The organism is Streptomyces sp. NBC_00386, assembly GCF_036063235.1.
Lineage (GTDB): Bacteria > Actinomycetota > Actinomycetes > Streptomycetales > Streptomycetaceae > Streptomyces.
In genome coordinates this window covers 9,189,176-9,206,437 of record NZ_CP107950.1, presented here as the reverse complement: position 1 = coordinate 9,206,437, position 17,262 = coordinate 9,189,176, and the positions used below count along the sequence as shown (strand labels likewise).

The window sequence follows — 17,262 nt, the reverse complement described above, 5'->3', positions numbered from 1 at the left end:
ATGACCACCCCGGCCTTCGCGGCCCAGGCCGAGTCCCTCTCCAACGCGACCTACTTGGGGAACCAGCTCAAATACTCCCCTAAACTCGATGCAAAGCTCGCCGGCGTCGTCGACCCCTCCGACCTGCGTTCCTTTCTGAAGCGGGCCCGCTGGGCGTTCATGGCGACGGTGCTCTTCATGCTGCCCGTCGCTCTCATCATGCTGGTCTCCGGCGGCCTAGAAGCGATCCCTGTCCTCCTCGTGATGCCCCTGATCGCTTCCCTGGCCACGCTCTTCATACCCGACCGCCAGGGCCTGTCGGAGTGGCAGCTGGTCGTCGACGGCAAGGCGGCCGCCGCGGAATCCGCCTACGGCGTGATCTACCAGGTGATCAGGGCCCGGCAGTTGCCCGCTTCGGTGGTGCCCCGCCGCTTCCGGACGGTTCACGACCCCACGATCAAGAACTTCCTGGTCATCGCCGACGGCGAGTACCAGGTCTACGTCTCGGTCTTCGCGTACGGCACCGGCCTCTACGTGGGCTGGTCCCTGTGGAGCAGCAGGCGTCCCATGGCGATGTTCAGCCGCTTCCTCAAGGACTCCGTCACCAGCCCCTTCGCGGGACAGAAGGTGTTCAAGGGCCAGCTCTCCTCGCAGCGGGCGCGGGCGCTGCGCGAGGCCGTCCACTCGGCGGTCCGTGAAGGTGTGGACGCCGCCAACCACGACATCCGTGTCCCGCTGAGCCAGACCTTCGGCCATGACATCCCGGTCGAGACCGTCGCCCTGCCCACGGCAGCGGCGGCTCCCGCGGCCTGGCCCGGGGCCGCTCAGCCGCCCGCCCCGTTCCACCCGCCCGTCCCGGCCTCCCCGCCCGCACTGTGAGCAGCACTCCCGCCACGCCCGTCCAGGTCCAGCAGGCCACCACGGTGATCGCTCCGGCGACACCCCACGGCCACTGGGCCTGGGCGGGCCTCCGGCTGACCGCCGCCCGCGACCTCACCCGCAGTCACGAGTACGCCAGCCTGCCCGAAGCCGATCGACTGGCCCGTGCCGTCCGGGAACAGGCGGACTTCCTCGCGGGCAGGCTGGGCGCCCCGGCCGGTTACGCGCTGGAGCTCCGCTGGCTGTGGGACCCCGCGTCGGGCCGGCTCCAGGCTCATCTCCTCACCCGCGTATGGGCGCCTGATCCGGCGACGGCGGACGCGGCGGCCCGGGCGGAGACGGAACGGCTCTCCCTCACCGCGCCCCACGTGGTGACCGAGCCGCTGGACGCGAGCGAACTGCGCGCCGTACTGGCCCCGTTCGGCGCCGCGCCGGGCGGTGCCGTCGAGATCCGCAGGCGACTGTTCACCGAGACACCCAACCGGCCCGACGCCGGGGTGCGGTTCTACACGGCCACCCAGCCGTTCGCCGGCGCCTCGCGCCACTGGGAGGGCCTGCTCACCGCACTCACCGCGCATCCTCACCCGATCGCGCTGAGCATCGGTCTCACCCCCATGGCGGTGCCGGCCTCGCTGCGCACCGCCGTCGCCCACTGCGCCACCGCGTACAAACGCCTCGCCACCGACGGCGAGTTCGAAGGCGGCTCGCTCTACCACGGCAAGGTCAAGCTCACCGCGGACGCCTTCGCGGTGCGTGCCGAGCAGTTGTACGCCGACGCCGGGCGGCGCTACCTGAACACCGCTTTCCGGATGCGGTTGTCGTGCTGGTCGCCCATGCCCTTCGACGACTCGCTGCCCTCGCTGGCCGGCGAGACCTTCTCGCGCGGCGCGCCGGGGGTCTCCGACGGACGGCTGGACCCGGCCGCCCTGGGGCCGGCCTACCGGCTGGTGCGGCCGGCCGACCCCGCGCAGGCCTCCGTCTTCGCCGGGAACACCGGCTGGCTGGACTCCACCCTGTGGGGAGACGACGGCGGCTGGGCGCAGGCGATGCCCCCTGCTCTCCAACCGCTGGAATGGCTGGCCGACGTGACGGAGGCGAGCGCGGTCTTCCGGCTCCCGGTCGCCCTGAACGGCTTCGTGCCCGGCTTCCCCGTCCAGTCCGTCGAGCAGGCGACGACCCTGGCGTACGTACCCCAGGCACCGCATGTCGTCCTCGGACACGCGGCCGACGGCCGGACCAGGACACCGCTCGGCGTCGAGCTGGACGATCTGACCCGGCACTCGCTGATCGTCGGTGGCAGCGGTTCCGGCAAGACCAACTCGACGCTGTCCCTGTGCCGTCAGCTCTGGGCGGACCATCGGGTTCCGTTCACCGTGCTGGAACCGGTCAACACCGACCACGACGACTACCGGTGGCTCGCCACCCTCCCCGGCTTCGAGGAGATGCTCGTCCTGACCGCCGGTGACGAGGAGACCGCCCCGCTGCGCCTCAACCCCTTCGAGGTGCCGGCCGGCGTCCGGATCTCCACCCACGCGGGCAACCTGCTGGACTGCTTCGACGCGGCCTTCGGACTGTGGGACCCGCTTCCCTACCTCTACCGCACGGCACTCACCGAGACCTACCGGCGCAAGGGCCTGGACGTCAACGCCACCGCGCGCGGCGACGAGGAGTGGCCGGTGCTGGCGGACTTCGTCGACATCATGGAGAACGTGGCCGACGGCTACGACTACGCGGGCGAGGCACGCGCCAACATCGTGGCCGCTTCCCGGCTGCGCGCGCGGTCGCTGGCCGAAGGGGCCTGCGGGCCGGTGTTGTCGGCACCCCGCTCCATGCCGATCGGCGAACTGCTCAGCCGCCCCGTGGTGGTGGAACTCGCCTCGCTCGGTGACTCCCAGCAGCAGGCGCTGGTCATGGCGCTGCTCCTGAACGCGATGACCGAGCACTACAAGGTGCACCGGAACTCCTCGCGGCTGGCACACGTGACGCTGGTCGAGGAGGCCCACCGGCTGCTCCGGCGTCCGCAGCCCGGAGCGGGGTCCGCGAAGGAGGGCGACGCCACGGCCAGAGCGGCGGAGGCGTTCGCCAACACCCTCGCGGAGAACCGCAAGTACGGGGAAGGGCTGGTGGTGATCGAGCAGGATCCGTCCAAGCTGATCCCCGACGCGTACAAGAACACGGCGCTGAAGATCGTCCACCAGCTCAAGGCGGCGGAGGACCGGCGGCTGGTCGGCGACACCATGCTGATGAACGACGACCAGCGCGATCATGCCGCCGTGCTGCCGAAGATGTCGGCGTACGCGGCACACTCGCGCATCGACCGCCCGGTACTGGTGGAGGTCCCCGACGTACGGGCGAAGGACGCGGCCCGGCTGGGTGCCGAACGGGCGCCGCTGGCCGGCCGGGAGGAACTCGCCCGCAGGCACGCCCGATGGGCCGGGGCTTCTCCGGTCGTCGCCGAGTCGCTCCGCCCGCAGGCGCCCTGCGGGTTCTGTCCGGTGGACTGCGCCCTGGAGTTCCTGGCGGGGCGGGCGGCCGGACAGGCCACGGGCTTCGTCCGGTTGATGGAGGAGGGTGCCTCCGAGCGTTTCGTGGTCGCCTGGTGGCGGCGGCTGGCCGGCTACCTGGACGAGACCGGTGAGTCCGTGCGACCACGGCACATCCCGTCGGACGACTCCCACTGGCGGGTCGCCCTGCTGCGGGCGGTCCACGCCGCCGCCTATCCCAAGTCGACGGCGGAGCCGACGGCCACCCGGAAGGCGGCCGAATGGGTCCGTCAGTTCCACCGGTATCTCGACAGCCCCGCGGGGCGAACGGTCGCAGCGAAGAAGGGGAGTTGACAGTGTCGGAACAGTCCTGGTCGATGGAGCCGGCCGTCGAGTCGGCGCCGGAGTCCGTCGAGGCCGGTGCGGCGGAGGACTTCGAGGCCGCCTCGGAGCCGGAGCTGCCCGAACCGGTGGAGATCGACTTCTCCCAGTACGCCGAGGCTCCGGAACACGACCCGGAGGGTGACGAGACCGAGCCTGAAGCGGAAGCGGCGTTCGAGGTGGATGTCGAAGCCGCGGCCGCGGCCGGGGCTGACGCCGAGGTCGCAGCCGTGACCGCGGCGGACTCCGAGGTGTCGGCCGAGTTCGAGGCGGAAACGGAAGCGGAAACGGAGGCGTCGGCCGAAGCAGAAGTAGAAGTAGAAGTAGAAGACGAGATCGAGTTCGAGGTGTCGGCGGAGTTCGAGGCCGAAGCCGAGGCCGAGTTCGAGGCCGAAGCGTCGGCCGAGTCCGAGACGGAAGGCGAAGCGGAGGCGTCGGCCGAAGCAGAGGCGTCCGCGGAGGCGAAGGCCGAGGCGGGAGCCGCCGCCGCAGAGGGTGGCGCCGGTCGAGAGCCCGAACTGCCTGACCCTTTCGAGCTGTTGAAGAACATCGACGTCGAGTTCGGCTTCACGGTGGACGAGAAGGGGCTGACCTTCTCGGCGGGGGTCTCGGTAGAGGTGGTGGAGGGGGTCAAGATAGGGGTCGAGGCAGAACTGCCGCTCACCCCTCCAGGGGGCTGACCAAGCCTCCGGTACGACCTCGGCGGCCTGCCGCTCCCATCGCCGGACGGCGGCGGGAGCCGGGCACGGACGAGCGCTGGACCGGCGCTGCACCAGCGCTCGACCGGCACGGGACGCACATCGTGCGCGGTCACGCCTCCCACACGGCGGCGGCCGTCCGGTCGTCGGCGTACCCCTTGACCCGCACCAGGCTGTCCGCCAGGAACCCGGCGAGGCCGGGCGTCCAGTTCGTCGAGCGTCGAGAACACCGCCTCGTAGGCCACGGCTCGGACCAGGCGAACAAGGTCCTCGCGGTCCACCCCGGCGGCAAGAAGCCGCTATGCGGTGGGCAGTTGATCGAGTGAGCCGGGGTCGGTCCAGCCGTCGATCGCAGCCTGCCACAGGCTCCGCAGCAGCACGGACCGCGCGAGCTGCGGAAGATCATCGATGACCTCCGACTTGATCCGGTCGACAGGATCGGCCACGCCGGGGGCACTGAACCGGGCACGCAGCGACTCCGCAGCAGCCTGCCGTGGCGCGTCCAGGGTGTTCAGCCATTCCTGCCATGCCGGCTGAGGATCACTCACGACAACAGGATTCCCCACGATCGGGAGACAGGAGGATCGGGGCACTGTCCGTGCCGGCACGCCAGGCGCCGTGGTTCACGGAACGGCGAACGAAGCCGCCTTCAAGAATCGTCATCGCCGTTGAGCCCGTCGCGGCGCGCGCCGCTTCGAAGCCGGTCGCACTAGGGTCACACGGCATGACCGTGCTGCGTGGCGCTTCCGTCGTTCTCCGGCCCACCGTCCAGGACGACGTCCCCGCACTGGCCGCCATCCGGGCCACGCCGGAAGTACGTGCGCGATGGCGGGGCGGGGACGATCTCGAGGCGGAGCTCACGGCCGATCTGCAGGACACCGGCACCCGGTGCCTGACGGTGGACCACCAGGGGCGGATCATCGGCATGATCCAGTGGCACGCCGAGGAGGAGCCGGACTACCGGCACGCCGGCATCGACCTCTTCCTCGATCCCGCGGTGCACGGCAGAGGCCTGGGCACCGACGCCGTACGCACACTGGCCTGCCACCTCATCGATGATCACGGCCATCACCGCCTGATCATCGACCCTGCGGCCGACAACTCCGCGGCGATCCGCTGCTACGCCAAGGTCGGCTTTCGCCCGGTCGGCATCATGCGACGGTACGAGCGTGGCCTGGACGGCAGTTGGCACGACGGCCTCCTGATGGACCTCCTGGCCGACGAGGTCGTGCGCTGATCGCCGTCGGCCACCGACCGGGTTGAACAGGCGGCCACGGTCACAATAGCGTCACACTGACGAGAATTCTTGTCAGTGTGACGCCATTTGTTTCGAGGGGAGCCATGACACAGGCACTGCTCGCCGGGCGCTACCGGCTCAAGGACGTGCTCGGCCGGGGCGGCATGAGGGCCGTCTGACGCGCGGAGGACGAGCGGATCGGCCGAACGGCGGCGCTGAAGGTGCTGCCGCCCGAATACGGTGTGCCGGCCGCGCAGGAACGGCTCGCCTCGGAGGCGAGAGCGCTCGGGCGGATATGGGACCCGCGCGTGGTGGCCGTGCTCGACTACGGGCAGGACGCGGACGGCACGGTGTTCGTGGTCGTGACTCCTCCCCCGGCTGAGGCCGGGGGCTTCTCGCTATGCCGGGTCGGCGTCGCGCCGAGGCGCCCTCTCCCGCACAGGGTCCTGCGACCCGGACCCGGGTCATGCCGATGTCCGTGTCCGGCCTCGACCGCGTTCGCGAACGGCCGACTGGCAGCGCGGCCACCAGGAGGCATGCCGGGACCCACGCACGCCCGCCGTCAAGGAACTGCGACACCTCGTCGAGGAACTGGCCCATCTCCCGGGAGGCATGCCGGCCCACATCGACCTCTCCGGCCTGAACCTGGACGGCGCGGTCCTGATCCAGGGAAAACTGGCCGGGGCGCGGCTGACGGGGACCCAACTCTCCTTCGTTCTCATGCCCTTCGCCGATCTGCGTGAGGTGAACCTCGTCGGCGCGGACCTGGCGGGCGCCCAGCTCTACACGACCCACCTCACGGAGGCGAACCTGGCCGGGGCCCACCTGACAGGCGCCAACCTCGTGGCCGCGGTGGTGTCCGACGCCGACCTGCGGGGCGCGGTCCTGCACGGCGCCTCACTCCGAAAGGCCCGGCTGAGGGGCGCCGATCTGTCGGGCGCCGACCTGCGGGGTGCCGACCTCGCGGGCGCCGACCTGAGCGGCGTGCACTGGTCCGTCGAGACGGGCTGGCCCTTCCCGTCGACCGCGCTGCGGAAGCTGTCGTACTCCTCGCAGGCGCCGGGCGGATTCGTCCTGCCCGACCCCTGCACCTCGCCGAAGCTGCGCCGGCTCCTGGACGGTGACGGCGGCCGGTAGGTCTCCATGGCGGCCGGCGGCCATGGGGACTTCGGCTGCCCCTCGGCCCGGCCGCGCCAAGGGCCGAACAGCCACAAGCCGTTCCGCCGGAAGACGGTACGGGTGAAGAGACTTCGGGCCGGACCTACGCGTAGCGCTCGAACAGGGCAGCAATGTAGTTCTCGAGCCTGCTGGTCAACAGGGCAGGGGTCAGATCTGTGCGGCCCAGTTCGCGCCAGGGGACGGCGACCTTCTCCGCGTCCGGGGCGAAGGCCAGGGCGTCGATGAGCCTCCAGTACAGGTGCGCCGAGCGCCGTTCGGCCAGTCGTCCTCCCGCGGCGAGGTACCGGTCCGCGAAGCTCATTCCCAGGGGGACACCGTGGAGCAGGGCCAGGGCTGTTGAACAGTGGGCCACATCGAGGTCAGCCGGTCCCCACGAGGTCTCCACCCAGTCGACCACACCGCTGAGACGGAGGTCGTTCCCGTCGCCTTCGAAGAGAACGTTGCCCGGGTGGAAGTCCCGGTGGAGGAAACAGGACCGGTGATCGGGAGGACCCTGCCGGATGACGTCGACGGCCCGCTGCCACAGCTCCGGCCGCGGCGTGGACTCAGGTGGCGTCACCCGTTCCGGCGAAGTCCATGCCTGCCAGGTCCGCGGCCTCGCCTGTGCGGGGACCTCGATCTGATGAATGCGCAACAGCTGCGCGGCCAGCAGACCGGCCCGGCGCTCAGCACCTCGATCGTCCAGGCGGACGGACCCGGGCAGCGACGACATCAGCAAGGACGGGTAGTCGCAGCACGTCCCGGCCGAGTCGACGTCCACGAGCACGGCCGCGGGCACGGACGTCTCCCCGAGCAGGCGCAGAATCGCGGCTTCGCGGGACAGCAGACCATCCGCGTGCCGGACGTAGAAGGGCTTCTCGAAGGACCGCAGCACCAGAACCCGCCGGCCGTCAGGCCCCGAAATGCGCAGGCTGCGCATGTGCGAGGTCCAACCGCCCCGCAAGCGCTCGACGCCTTCTATCCGCTCCCCGTCAGCGAGCCGCTTCTCCACCCACGACCGCGTGGCACCCCAGTCATGCGCCTCGCGATCGTCTCCGGCTCGCCCGTCCTCACCCTTGATCATGAGGGGGAGGCTATCGCCACCGTGGACGGACGGCACCGGCACCGTGATGGGTCATCAGCGGGCCGTACGGTCAGTGGTTGTCGCCCCCGTTCGGGCCGTGCGGTTCGTCGGAGAGCAGGTCTTCGGCGCGGCCGTCGAGGGCGTACTGCATTTCGGTGGAGCGAGGCTCCATGGTCTTCTCGTAGGCCTGGACGGCGTCGCCGACGGTGTCGTGGCGGGCGAGGGCGAGAGCGAGTTCGCAGGCGTCGAGCATCGCGAGGTTGACGCCGACGCCGAGCGGGGGCATGAGGTGGGCGGCGTCCCCGAGCAGAGTGACGGTGGGGTTGTGTTCCCAGGTGTGGGGGACGGGCAGTGCGTACAGCGGGCGGTCGACGTAGAGGTCGTCATTGTCGCGGAGCATCTGCCGCAGGCGGGGGGACCAGTCGCGGTAGCGGTCGAGGAGGACGGCTCGGATGCCATCGGTGTCCTGTGGCGTGAGGCCCCCGGCGGTGATCCAGTCGGCGGGTACGCGCTGGATGACGTAGACGCGGATGTGGTCGCCGCTGTTGCGCTGGGCGAACAGACCGCGCTCGCCGTCGCCTGCGGCGGCACTGCCCCGGCCGACGAGTTCCGCGAGGTCAGGGTGCCGGTTGTCGACGTCGTGGAACCACGCCTCGAGAAAGCTGATGCCGGTGTACCGAGGCGTGGCGTCGGAGAGGACGCGGCGCACCTTGGACCAGGCGCCGTCGGCCCCGATGACGAGATCGGCCTCGACGCTCGTGCCGTCGGTGAAGTGCAGCAGACGGGGTCCCTGCGAGGGGCCGCCGACCGAACGCAGGGTGTGGCCCCAGCGCACGGTCCCGGGCTGGAGGGAGTTCAGGAGAAGGTCGCGGAGCTGTCCGCGGTCGATCTCGGGCTTGAAGCTCTCGCCTTCCCCGGGCAGATGATGGAAGCCGATCGTCCCCGTCGCATGGTCGAGTTGGCGCATCTCCTGTCCTTCGGGGCGGCTGAGACGGAAGAAGTCGTCCAGCAGTCCGGCCTCGCGCAGGGCGATCTGGCCGTTGTCCTCGTGCAGGTCGAGCGTGCCGCCCTGGTCGCGGGCCTCCGGCCCGGCTTCGTGGTCGTAGACCGTGACGCTGATGCCGTGCCGCTGGAGGATCCGCGCGCAGGTCAGACCGCCGGGACCGGCTCCGACGACGGCGATGCGGGGAGTGGGGTCGGTGTTCATGGTGGTGCTCCGTTCGTGCGGTGCGGCGGGGCGCTGGGGCCGGCCGCGGGAAAAGGAGCGGTCGCGGACATGGCCGATCACTCCATTCGGGCAGAGGGAGGTGAGGTGCAAGGGGGCCGGGCAGTGCCTCACGGCCACCACACCAGAAGAGCACACCGGATCAATAAGTGCAACAACTCAACTTTTTCATCGAGGCAATTAGTGGTGTAGATTGCTTCTATGTCCGAACCCACTCGCCCGGCCGTCGGCGCCCCGGCTCCCGTAGGGCGCCGCGAGCGCAAGAAGGCGGCCACTCGCCAGGCCATCGCCGACGCCGCACTGCGCCTCTTCCTGGAGCGCGGTTACGACGACGTCGGCATCCGCGAGATCGCCGACGCCGCGGACGTGTCCACGACCACGCTCTTCAAGCACTTCCCCGTCAAGGAGGCGCTCGTCTTCGACGAGGAATCCGATCTGGAAGCCAGCCTTCTCGCCGTCGTACGCGAGCGGCCCCCGGGCCAGTCCATCCCTAACGCCCTGCGCGAGCACGCGCTGCGCCACCGCAGAGCGGGCGCCGACAGCGATCCCCGCTTCGTCACCTTCCTCGCGCTGGTGAACAGCACCACGGCTCTGCGCGACTACCACCAGGCCATGTGGCTACGCCACACGGCCGCACTCGCCCAGGTGATCGCCGAAGAAAGCGGCCTCCCCGCGGGCGATCCCGCCTGCACCGCACTGGCCCACTTCGCCCTCGAAGCACCGCACGCCGCCCGCGCCCACGACGACCCCCAGCAGGTCATCACCAGAGGTTTCGACCTGCTCGACAGGGGCTGGCGCGACCTCGGAAGCGAGGAAGCGGGCCAGAGCTGAGGAACGGAAGCGCGGCCGACGCGGCGTCAGAGGGTCGCGAGCCAGAAGGCGGCCTCTTCGGGGCGGGCGAAGCACAGGGTGTCGAGCGGGGCGAAGCGGGGATCACGGGTCCGGCGATCGATCTCCTCACGGCGGCCCGCGTACTGGGACCAGGACCACCGGACCGGATGCTCCCTGCTCAGCCACCCCCGCCAGGTCTCCCGATTGCCGCCGAAGAGGACCTCGCGGCGGGCGGAGCGCCGCAGCGAACGGCGCAGCACGCGGGGCGCGACCACATGCCTCGGATAGTCCAGCCACACCACCGTGTCGGCCCGGCCCCACAGGAGATCACGGACCTCCGGATGACCGAGGGAGTCCACCACCCAGCGGGGCCCCGCGCTGAGCCGCGCCACGTCCTCGGCGAACGAGGCGTTCACGGACCACCCCGGACCGTCGTAGTAGAGCGCGTCCATCTCGTGGTACGCCAGCCCCAGCCGCTCGCCGAGAGCGCGCGCGAGTGTCGACTTGCCCGCGCCCGTGACCCCCACCACCAAGATCCGTTCCACAGCCGAGCAGCCTATCCCGGGACTCCAGACCCAGAGGGTGCGCCGGCGGGTGCGCTCGTGCCTGGACGTCGGCACCCGGCCGCAGGCGCACGGCGCAGCCGCTCGTGCCGTGGAGCTTGACAGCCTGTCGTTCAAGCGGCGGTGAAGGCCGTCCGGAGGAGGTCGGCGAGGAGGGCCGCGCAGGTGCCGTCGGGGTCGAGATCGGGGTCGTAGACGGTGAGGTTGAAGCCGACGCACCGCTTCGATCGCACCAAGGTCCGCAGCAGCGCGACGAGTTCGTCGGGCAGGAGTCCGCCGGGGTCGGGGCTGTCGACGGCGGGCATGACGGACGGGTCCAGCACGTCCGCGTCCAGATGGACCCAGAACCCCTCGGTCACGGGCACTTCGAGAGTCTGCAGGACCACGCCCGCCAGTTCCCCGGCGCCCCACTGCCGGATCTCCCCGACCGTCGCGTTCATGATCTTCAACTCGGTGAGCTCGGCCCGCTCGTCGTCGTAGTCCCGGATACCGAGGACCCGTACATCCTCGTCCCTGACATACGGCCGCAGCCCTTCGAGGTCGGTCAGGTCCAGCTGGCCACGGCCGGTCGCGAGGGCCAGCTCCTCGCCGCCCGCGGCACCGACCCGGTCGGAGTTGCCCGGGTGCCGGAAGTCCGCGGATCCGTCGATGACGACGAGTCCGTACCGTCCGATGCGGCGCAGGGCGAGCGAGGCACCGAGCTGGATGGAACAGTCCCCACCCAGGACGACCGGGAAGTCTCCCGCCCGGACATGGTGCTCGACGCGGTCCGCGAGCTTGCGGCTGTACGCGGCGATCGCCCCGGCGTTGAACACACCGTCGCCCTCCGCCCATCCGCCACGGTCATAGCGGGGCGGCACGACGACTCCACCCTCGTACGCCCCGAGCCGCTGTACCAGCCGTTGCTCCCGCAACGCACCCGCCAGCTTGTAGCACCCGGGCACGGTACCCTCCGCGGGCGGCCGGAGGCCGAGATTGGACGGGGCATCGATGACGACGAGACAGCGCATCCGGCCATTCTGGCTCTGCGGCGGCTTCAGTTCAACGGACTGGTCGACCGGCAGGCGGACCCCGAAGCACCTTCACGATTCGAGGAGCAACTCACCGATCCGGGCAGGCCGTTGCCGGCACCGGCATGCGTCGGCCGGCAACGGCCCCTGTCCGGTGGCCCACTCCCTGCGCCTGTTGCGCACACGCGTCCCGGCCTTCGGCATCGGCGACGCGACGGTTCACGTGGACGCGTCGCGGGCCGGTCAGGGCCCGCGGGTCGATCTGCTCGCGCCGGCCGCCGAGGCCTTCCCCCCGCGAGTAGTCGACCGCCTGGTCGTCGGAGTCCTGGGCGAAGCCCGTCCGGAACGCCTCGGACGTGCCGGGGGCGCTGGTCAGGCGGGTGGCGTCGCGGTTGACGTCGGCGATGACGTTCTCGATCCGCAAAGCAAACCGCCCGCCGGCAGGGTGCCGGGACCGTCAAGGCATCAGACCCGTGATCGGGGGAACTCCCGAAGGGGAACCCCCGCATCGGAGGCACATGATGTTCGAGGCAGGTGACATCCGCGAATGGCGTGGTCACGACGTGGTGGACCCCGGTGGCCACAAGATCGGCACCCTGGAGTCCGTCTACGTCGACACGGCCACCGACGATCCTTCCTTCGCCACCGTGACCGTGGGCCTTCCCACCCGCCGTCGCCTGGTGTTCGTCCCCCTGGACCGGGCGACCGTCGGCCCTGGCTACCTGAGGGTCGCCCACGACCGGAGTCTGGTGAAGAGGGCCCCCTCCATCGACACGGACGGTGTGCTGCCCGCCACGGACGAGCCGGAGGTCTTCGCGCACTACGAACTCGAGTACACGCCGGGTGTCAAGGGCGAGCGGCGTCTCGCCCGTCGCTGATCCGCGCCGAGAGCCCGGGAGGGCCCGATGAGCCTGTTTCTGTTCCTGATTCTCGTGGCGGTCGTCCTGGGCATCATCGGGGTCGCCGCCCACGGACTGTTCTACCTGCTGGTCATCGGCGTCGTCGTCCTTCTCGCCGATCTCGTCTACGGAGGGATGCGCCTGCGCCACGGCGGCCGGAAGCAGCGCGTGGCGCGGTGAGCGCGGCACCGCCCCGGCCGACGCGGAACGGTTGTCCCGGCCCGGCGCTCAGCCGCCCAGGTAAGGGCTGTAGAGCGCGGACAGGAAGCGGGTGACGATGACCTCGCGGGTCGTCGCCGGGAGGGCGTCCAAGAGGCGGTTGACCGGGGCCATCCGGGCCGCGTTGTCGCCGCTCAGGTCGACGCCCGCGGCCGGGAGCAGTGCCGCGAAGGAGGCGTTGTCGAGTTCGGTCAGGTCCACCTGGCGGAGCAGGTCGACGATGTCCGCGGGCGGCGTCGGGGGCCCGAGCGGACGGACCACGTCGACGCATTCACGCAGGACGGCGAGCAGTTCCTCGACGCCCCGCTCGCTGACCCCGGTGAGGGTCAGGTGCAGGTTGGCCGGCAGCCCGTCGAGGCTGAGCTGCGGCTGGAGGAAGAAGCCCCGGGCGCGGGTCTCGTCGGCGAGGGCGAAGAGGTCGAGCGGGGTCTCGGCCGCCGGATCGGTGCCGATGGCGACCAGGGTGGCCTCGGGGGTGCCGAGGACGGTGAGGCCGTCGATCTCCTGGACGCCGCTGATCAGTGTCCGGGTCGCGGACAGGGCGGCGCGGCCCAGTTCGCGGTAACCGTCGGCGCCGAGGGCCTGAAGGGTGGCCCACGCCCCGGCGAGCGGGCCGGCTCCCTTGCTGCTCTGGATCGTGGAGTTGACGACGCTGTAGCCGGGCCAGGTGGCGCAGGCGTAGTAGGCGTCGAGGCGCAGGGCCTCGGCGCGGAACAGCAGGACGGAGGCTCCCTTGGGGGCGTAGCCGAACTTGTGCAGGTCACAGGAGAGAGAGGTGACGCCGGGGACGGAGAGGTCGAAGGCCGGGACGGGCGCGCCGGCCTCGGCGAGCCAGGGCAGCAGCCAGCCTCCGACGCACGCGTCGACGTGGCAGGGGATGCCGCGGCCGGCGGCGTCGGCGGCTATCTCGGCGACGGGGTCGATGACGCCGTGGGCGTAGGAGGGGGCGGAGGCGACGACGAGGACCGTGTTCTCGTTGCAGAGCTCGGCCATCGCGGCCGGGTCGGCCCGGTACGTCACGGGGTCGACGGGTGCGCTGCGCACGGCGACCCGCAGATAGCTGCCGGCCTTGTGGAAGGCGGCGTGGGCGGTGACGGGGACGACGATCTCCGGGGCGAGGACGTCCGGGCGGGCGTCCCGTGCGGCCTTCACCGCGAGGATGATCGACTCGGTTCCGCCGCTGGTGAAGATGCCCGGCGTGGTGTCGTCGCCGCCGAGGCGGGTGGCGGTCGCGCCGACGACCTGGCGTTCGAGGGCGACGATGCTGGGGAACGCGGTCGGGTCCAGGCCGTTGACCTCCATCATCGTCAGGTAGGCCCGTTCGGCGGCCTCGCGTACTTCGGGACGGCCGCTGTCGTAGACGTAGGCCGTCGTGTTGCCGCCCCTGGTGGGCAGGTCGGCGGCGGTGAGGACGGCGAGTTCGGCGAGGAGGTCGGCGCCGGAGCGGCCGGTCTCGGGCAGGCCCGGGTGGGCGGCCGGGGCGGCGGTCTGCTGAGGGGTCGTCATCGGGTGGTTTCCGTTTCTCGCACGGCGCGGCGTCGGCCGTAGGCGCGCAGGGCGGGCAGGGAGAGCAGCATGAGCAGGGCGGGGACGAGACTGAAGCCCAGGAGGATCCCGGTTCGCGCGGTGGCGGACTGGGCGACCGGGTGGTCCAGGGTCGAGGAGACGAAGCCGGTGGCGGCCAGGGCGATCGAGTAGGCGCCGGGGCCGACCGCGAGACCGACGGTCTCCCCCGCCGTCCACAGTCCGGTGAACGCGCCGGACTGGATCTGTCCGGTCCTGGCGGTGTCGGCGTGCACCGTGTCGGGCAGCAGGGCGAGCGGCAGGACCTGGAGGGCCGCGTAACAGACCCCCAGCAGTCCGCAGAGCGCGAGCGTCGTGGCGATCGCCACGGTGCCGCTGCCGCTGCCGGCGGCCGGGAGCAGGGCTGCGGCGCCGAGGGCGTAGCCGCAGGTGGCGACGGTGAGGCAGCGCAGTCGTCCCCACCGTCCGGCGGCCTTGGCCCAGAGCGGGACGGCGACGGCGCTGGGTGCGACCAGGCAGACGAAGAGCATCGAGGTCAGGCCGTAGCCGCCGAGGCGGTAGGTGGCGACGTACGGTGCGGCGGCGAGCATGATCGCGACGGCGGCGGCCTGGAGCACGAAGGAGAGCAACAGCGCGAAGAAGGCACGGTTGCCGCGTGCGGTGCGGAAGGCGGCGACCAGTCCGAGGGGTTCGGGTCCGGGCCGTGAGCGCACCCAGCGGGTGCCGAACGCGGGCACCAGCAGGACCGCCGCGATGACGAGGCCCACGGTCAGCCCCATCGTTCCGTATCCCTTGCGGCCTCCGCCCGCGGCGTCGACCACCAGGGGTGCGGCGCCGCCCGCGACGAGGATGCCCAGGGTCAGGAAGACGATCCGCCAGACCATGATCCGGGTGCGGACGGACGGCTCGGGGGACATCTCGGCGGGCAGGGCGACGTAGGGCACCTGGAAGAGTGAGAAGGCGCTCGCGGCCAGGACGAAGGTGACCGTCACCCACACCGCCGCGCCCGTGCCGGTCATGGGTGACAGGAACATCGCCGCGAACGCGGCGGGCAGCGCGAGCGCGCCGGCGACGAGCAGCCGGGTCCGTCGGCCGGTACGGACGGCCTCACGGTCGCTCGCCGCCCCGACCAGCGGGTTGAACACGGCGTCCCAGGCCTTGGGCAGGGCGACGACGAGTCCGGCGATACCCGCGGGGACACCGAGCGCGTCGGTCATGAAGTAGAGGAGCAGCAGGCCGGGAACGGTGGAGAAGAGGCCGGTGCCGACCGAGCCGAGTCCGTAGACGAACAGGCGGCGCCGGGTGAGGTCGCCGACGGCGGGCGGGGGGACCAGGGCGGTCGTCATCCGCGCTCCCGGTCGCGCGGTCGTGGGGCGGCGAGCCCCAGTTCGCGCAGGACGAGGGCGCGCAGGTGGGCGCGGAAGCGCGGGACCTCAGCGCGGATGCCCGAGCGGCAGAAGCCGTGGGTGCTCCACAGCACCGTCCAGACGGTCATCTCGACGTCGGCGGGCTCGGCGGATCCGGCCCGCGGTGCGGACGGGACGACCTCGCGCACGGTGTCGCGGACCGCGTCGACGAGCGGCCGCGCGTAGGCGGCCTCCAGATCCGCGAACTCGGCGGCGTCCGAGAGCCAGCGGCGCATCCACAGGGCCGGGATGTGCGGCTGGTCGAGACAGAAGTCGAGGTAGCGGTCGACCAGGCCGGCGACGGCCGCGGCCGGATCGGTGGGCGCGAGCTCCCGGAAGGCGGCCAGCGCGTCCGTCAGCACCCGCTGCTCGGCGAGGTGGGCGCGGAGCATGACCTCGCGGTAGAGGTCCGGCTTCCCGCCGACGTGGTAGGCGACGGTGGCCATGTTCAGCCCTGCCTCGGCGGCGATCCGCCGGGTGCTCGTGCCGTCGTAGCCGTGGTCGGCGAAGAGGGAGGTGGCTGCCGCGATGATGCGTTCGCGGCTGGCGTCGGCGGGCGGTGGGGCCGGGGCCGGTGAGGCGGGTGGCGAGTCGGACATGGCGGGGAGGATATGCCGTCGGGAGGCGCCGATCAATCGATTGATGGAGACGATTTCGCGGACCCCACCGGACGCGCACGGCGGTTCGCCCGTACGTTCCTGCCGAGGACGCCCGCCGGACGGCCCCCGCCGACTCCCGGCCGGCCCCTCGGACCCGGCACCGCCGACGGCACCGCGCCGCACCGAACCGACAACCTGTGCACCGACTGTGACGCACAACACAGCGAAGAGGTCAGAATTTACCCAGCAAAATGATCAATGGGGCCGTGACATCCGTACCCCCTGTGAAATCTGATCGATACGTCAGGAGGCATCATGCCCGTCTCACGCAACTTGGCAGGAACGGTCTTCGTGGGCGGCGCGGTGACTCTGACTCTCGCCGCTCTGGCATACCCGACCATGCTCGGGTTCCAGACCGCGTCCAGCGCCCAGACCCGCGTCATCGCGGACACCCAGTGGGGCCCGCTCACCGAGGGCGACCGTGACTTCGTCGTCAAGGTCCGCGCGGCCGGGCTGTGGGAGTACCCCTTGGGCGAGATCGCGCTCAAGAAGGGCTCGACCCCGGCGATGCGGGAGGCCGGCAAGCACCTGATCGTGGGGCACGCCCGTCTCGACGATCTGGACCGCAAGGTCGCCGTCCAGCTGAACATCACTCTGCCCAACCAGGCGTCTCCGCAGCAGCAGCAGTTCGTGGCGACCTCCGCGGCCCTGAGCGGCAAGGAGTTCGACAGGACCACCGCCAACATCCTGCGCGTCACGCACGGTTCGATCTTCTCGGTGATCGCCAAGGTGCGCGCCAACACCAACAACTCCCTCGTACGCGAGCTCGCGGACCTCGCCAACGACACGGTCCTCGACCACATCACCATGATGGAGAAGACCGGCACCATCGACTTCGCGCAGGTCATCGCCCAGCAGAGTGCCCCGCCCACACTTCCCAAGGACCAGCTCACGCCGCCCGCGCCGCAGCCCGGCGCCCCGATGGTCGTCCTCACCCCGCGCCCCGACCTCAACGTGAACACCAACAGCCCGACGCCCAGCCCGACGGTCGGCTGAAGCGCGGGCGGCCGGGCGGCCGGTCGTTCCT

The 17,262-nt window shown here is 71.2% G+C and carries 18 protein-coding genes; 9 read left to right on the top strand and 9 right to left on the bottom strand.

Features of this window, described 5'->3' with window-relative positions:
• Genes OG780_RS40290 through OG780_RS40280 form a run of 3 tightly spaced genes read left to right on the top strand, consistent with a single transcriptional unit; the run spans position 1 to position 4,402 of the window.
• Positions 1 to 858, top strand: a complete 858-nt coding sequence (locus tag OG780_RS40290) for a hypothetical protein (protein WP_328456759.1) — start codon at positions 1 to 3, stop codon at positions 856 to 858.
• Complete coding sequence (locus OG780_RS40285) at positions 855 to 3,695, top strand: ATP-binding protein (protein ID WP_328456757.1); 2,841 nt, start codon at positions 855 to 857, stop codon at positions 3,693 to 3,695. The genes OG780_RS40290 and OG780_RS40285 overlap by 4 nt, the downstream gene beginning before the upstream one ends.
• A gap of 23 nt (positions 3,696 to 3,718) precedes the next feature.
• On the top strand, positions 3,719 to 4,402 hold the full coding sequence (locus OG780_RS40280; protein ID WP_328456755.1) for a hypothetical protein: 684 nt from the start codon (positions 3,719 to 3,721) through the stop codon (positions 4,400 to 4,402).
• A 317-nt stretch (positions 4,403 to 4,719) separates the two neighbouring features.
• Here OG780_RS40280 and OG780_RS40275 read toward each other — a convergent pair whose 3' ends face one another.
• Positions 4,720 to 4,968: a hypothetical protein gene (locus OG780_RS40275; RefSeq protein ID WP_328456751.1), complete on the bottom strand. Its 249-nt coding sequence runs from the start codon at positions 4,966 to 4,968 to the stop codon at positions 4,720 to 4,722.
• A gap of 176 nt (positions 4,969 to 5,144) precedes the next feature.
• Here OG780_RS40275 and OG780_RS40270 point away from each other — a divergent pair, with 176 nt between their 5' ends.
• Both OG780_RS40270 and OG780_RS40265 read left to right on the top strand, forming a co-directional pair.
• Entirely contained in the window at positions 5,145 to 5,657 is a 513-nt protein-coding gene (locus tag OG780_RS40270) for a GNAT family N-acetyltransferase (RefSeq protein ID WP_328456749.1), read from the top strand.
• Between the two features lie 612 nt (positions 5,658 to 6,269).
• Positions 6,270 to 6,794 (top strand): pentapeptide repeat-containing protein, encoded by a 525-nt coding sequence (locus OG780_RS40265; protein WP_328456747.1) that lies wholly within the window; start codon positions 6,270 to 6,272, stop codon positions 6,792 to 6,794.
• A gap of 124 nt (positions 6,795 to 6,918) precedes the next feature.
• On the opposite strand, the gene OG780_RS40260 is transcribed toward OG780_RS40265, so the two are convergent.
• Positions 6,919 to 7,899: a phosphotransferase family protein gene (locus OG780_RS40260; RefSeq protein ID WP_328456745.1), complete on the bottom strand. Its 981-nt coding sequence runs from the start codon at positions 7,897 to 7,899 to the stop codon at positions 6,919 to 6,921.
• A 70-nt stretch (positions 7,900 to 7,969) separates the two neighbouring features.
• Positions 7,970 to 9,106 carry an FAD-dependent oxidoreductase gene (locus OG780_RS40255; RefSeq protein ID WP_328456743.1) on the bottom strand — a complete coding sequence of 379 codons (1,137 nt, stop codon included), beginning with the start codon at positions 9,104 to 9,106 and terminating at the stop codon, positions 7,970 to 7,972.
• 219 nt (positions 9,107 to 9,325) lie between these two features.
• On the opposite strand from OG780_RS40255, the gene OG780_RS40250 reads away from it, so the two are divergent.
• Positions 9,326 to 9,955: a TetR/AcrR family transcriptional regulator gene (locus OG780_RS40250; RefSeq protein ID WP_328456741.1), complete on the top strand. Its 630-nt coding sequence runs from the start codon at positions 9,326 to 9,328 to the stop codon at positions 9,953 to 9,955.
• 26 nt (positions 9,956 to 9,981) lie between these two features.
• Here the strand turns inward: OG780_RS40250 and OG780_RS40245 are convergent, their stop codons facing one another.
• The 3 genes from OG780_RS40245 to OG780_RS40235 all read right to left on the bottom strand — a co-directional run bounded on the left by OG780_RS40245 (position 9,982) and on the right by OG780_RS40235 (position 11,952).
• Positions 9,982 to 10,500: an adenylate kinase gene (locus OG780_RS40245; RefSeq protein WP_328456739.1), complete on the bottom strand. Its 519-nt coding sequence runs from the start codon at positions 10,498 to 10,500 to the stop codon at positions 9,982 to 9,984.
• Positions 10,501 to 10,631: 131 nt separating this feature from the next.
• The gene (locus OG780_RS40240) at positions 10,632 to 11,528 is read right to left on the bottom strand and encodes an arginase family protein (RefSeq protein ID WP_328456737.1); all 897 of its coding nucleotides are present in this window, start codon (positions 11,526 to 11,528) and stop codon (positions 10,632 to 10,634) included.
• 91 nt (positions 11,529 to 11,619) lie between these two features.
• Positions 11,620 to 11,952, bottom strand: a complete 333-nt coding sequence (locus tag OG780_RS40235) for a hypothetical protein (RefSeq protein ID WP_328456735.1) — start codon at positions 11,950 to 11,952, stop codon at positions 11,620 to 11,622.
• 97 nt (positions 11,953 to 12,049) lie between these two features.
• Here OG780_RS40235 and OG780_RS40230 point away from each other — a divergent pair, with 97 nt between their 5' ends.
• A complete protein-coding gene (locus OG780_RS40230; RefSeq protein WP_328458709.1) occupies positions 12,050 to 12,406 on the top strand; it encodes a PRC-barrel domain-containing protein in 357 nt (118 codons plus the stop codon).
• A 27-nt stretch (positions 12,407 to 12,433) separates the two neighbouring features.
• The gene (locus tag OG780_RS40225) at positions 12,434 to 12,607 is read left to right on the top strand and encodes a hypothetical protein (protein WP_328456733.1); all 174 of its coding nucleotides are present in this window, start codon (positions 12,434 to 12,436) and stop codon (positions 12,605 to 12,607) included.
• A 48-nt stretch (positions 12,608 to 12,655) separates the two neighbouring features.
• On the opposite strand, the gene OG780_RS40220 is transcribed toward OG780_RS40225, so the two are convergent.
• The 3 genes from OG780_RS40220 to OG780_RS40210 are packed head-to-tail and all read right to left on the bottom strand — an operon-like array spanning position 12,656 to position 16,175.
• Positions 12,656 to 14,152, bottom strand: coding sequence for a pyridoxal phosphate-dependent decarboxylase family protein (locus OG780_RS40220; protein WP_328456731.1), 1,497 nt, complete (start codon positions 14,150 to 14,152; stop codon positions 12,656 to 12,658).
• The gene (locus OG780_RS40215; RefSeq protein ID WP_328456729.1) at positions 14,149 to 15,516 is read right to left on the bottom strand and encodes an MFS transporter; all 1,368 of its coding nucleotides are present in this window, start codon (positions 15,514 to 15,516) and stop codon (positions 14,149 to 14,151) included. Before OG780_RS40215 ends, OG780_RS40220 begins: the two co-directional genes overlap by 4 nt.
• A complete protein-coding gene (locus OG780_RS40210) occupies positions 15,513 to 16,175 on the bottom strand; it encodes a TetR/AcrR family transcriptional regulator (RefSeq protein WP_328456727.1) in 663 nt (220 codons plus the stop codon). The genes OG780_RS40215 and OG780_RS40210 overlap by 4 nt, the downstream gene beginning before the upstream one ends.
• 315 nt (positions 16,176 to 16,490) lie before the next feature.
• On the opposite strand from OG780_RS40210, the gene OG780_RS40205 reads away from it, so the two are divergent.
• Complete coding sequence (locus OG780_RS40205; protein WP_328456725.1) at positions 16,491 to 17,231, top strand: DUF4142 domain-containing protein; 741 nt, start codon at positions 16,491 to 16,493, stop codon at positions 17,229 to 17,231.
• The last annotated feature ends 31 nt before the right edge of the window (positions 17,232 to 17,262 follow it).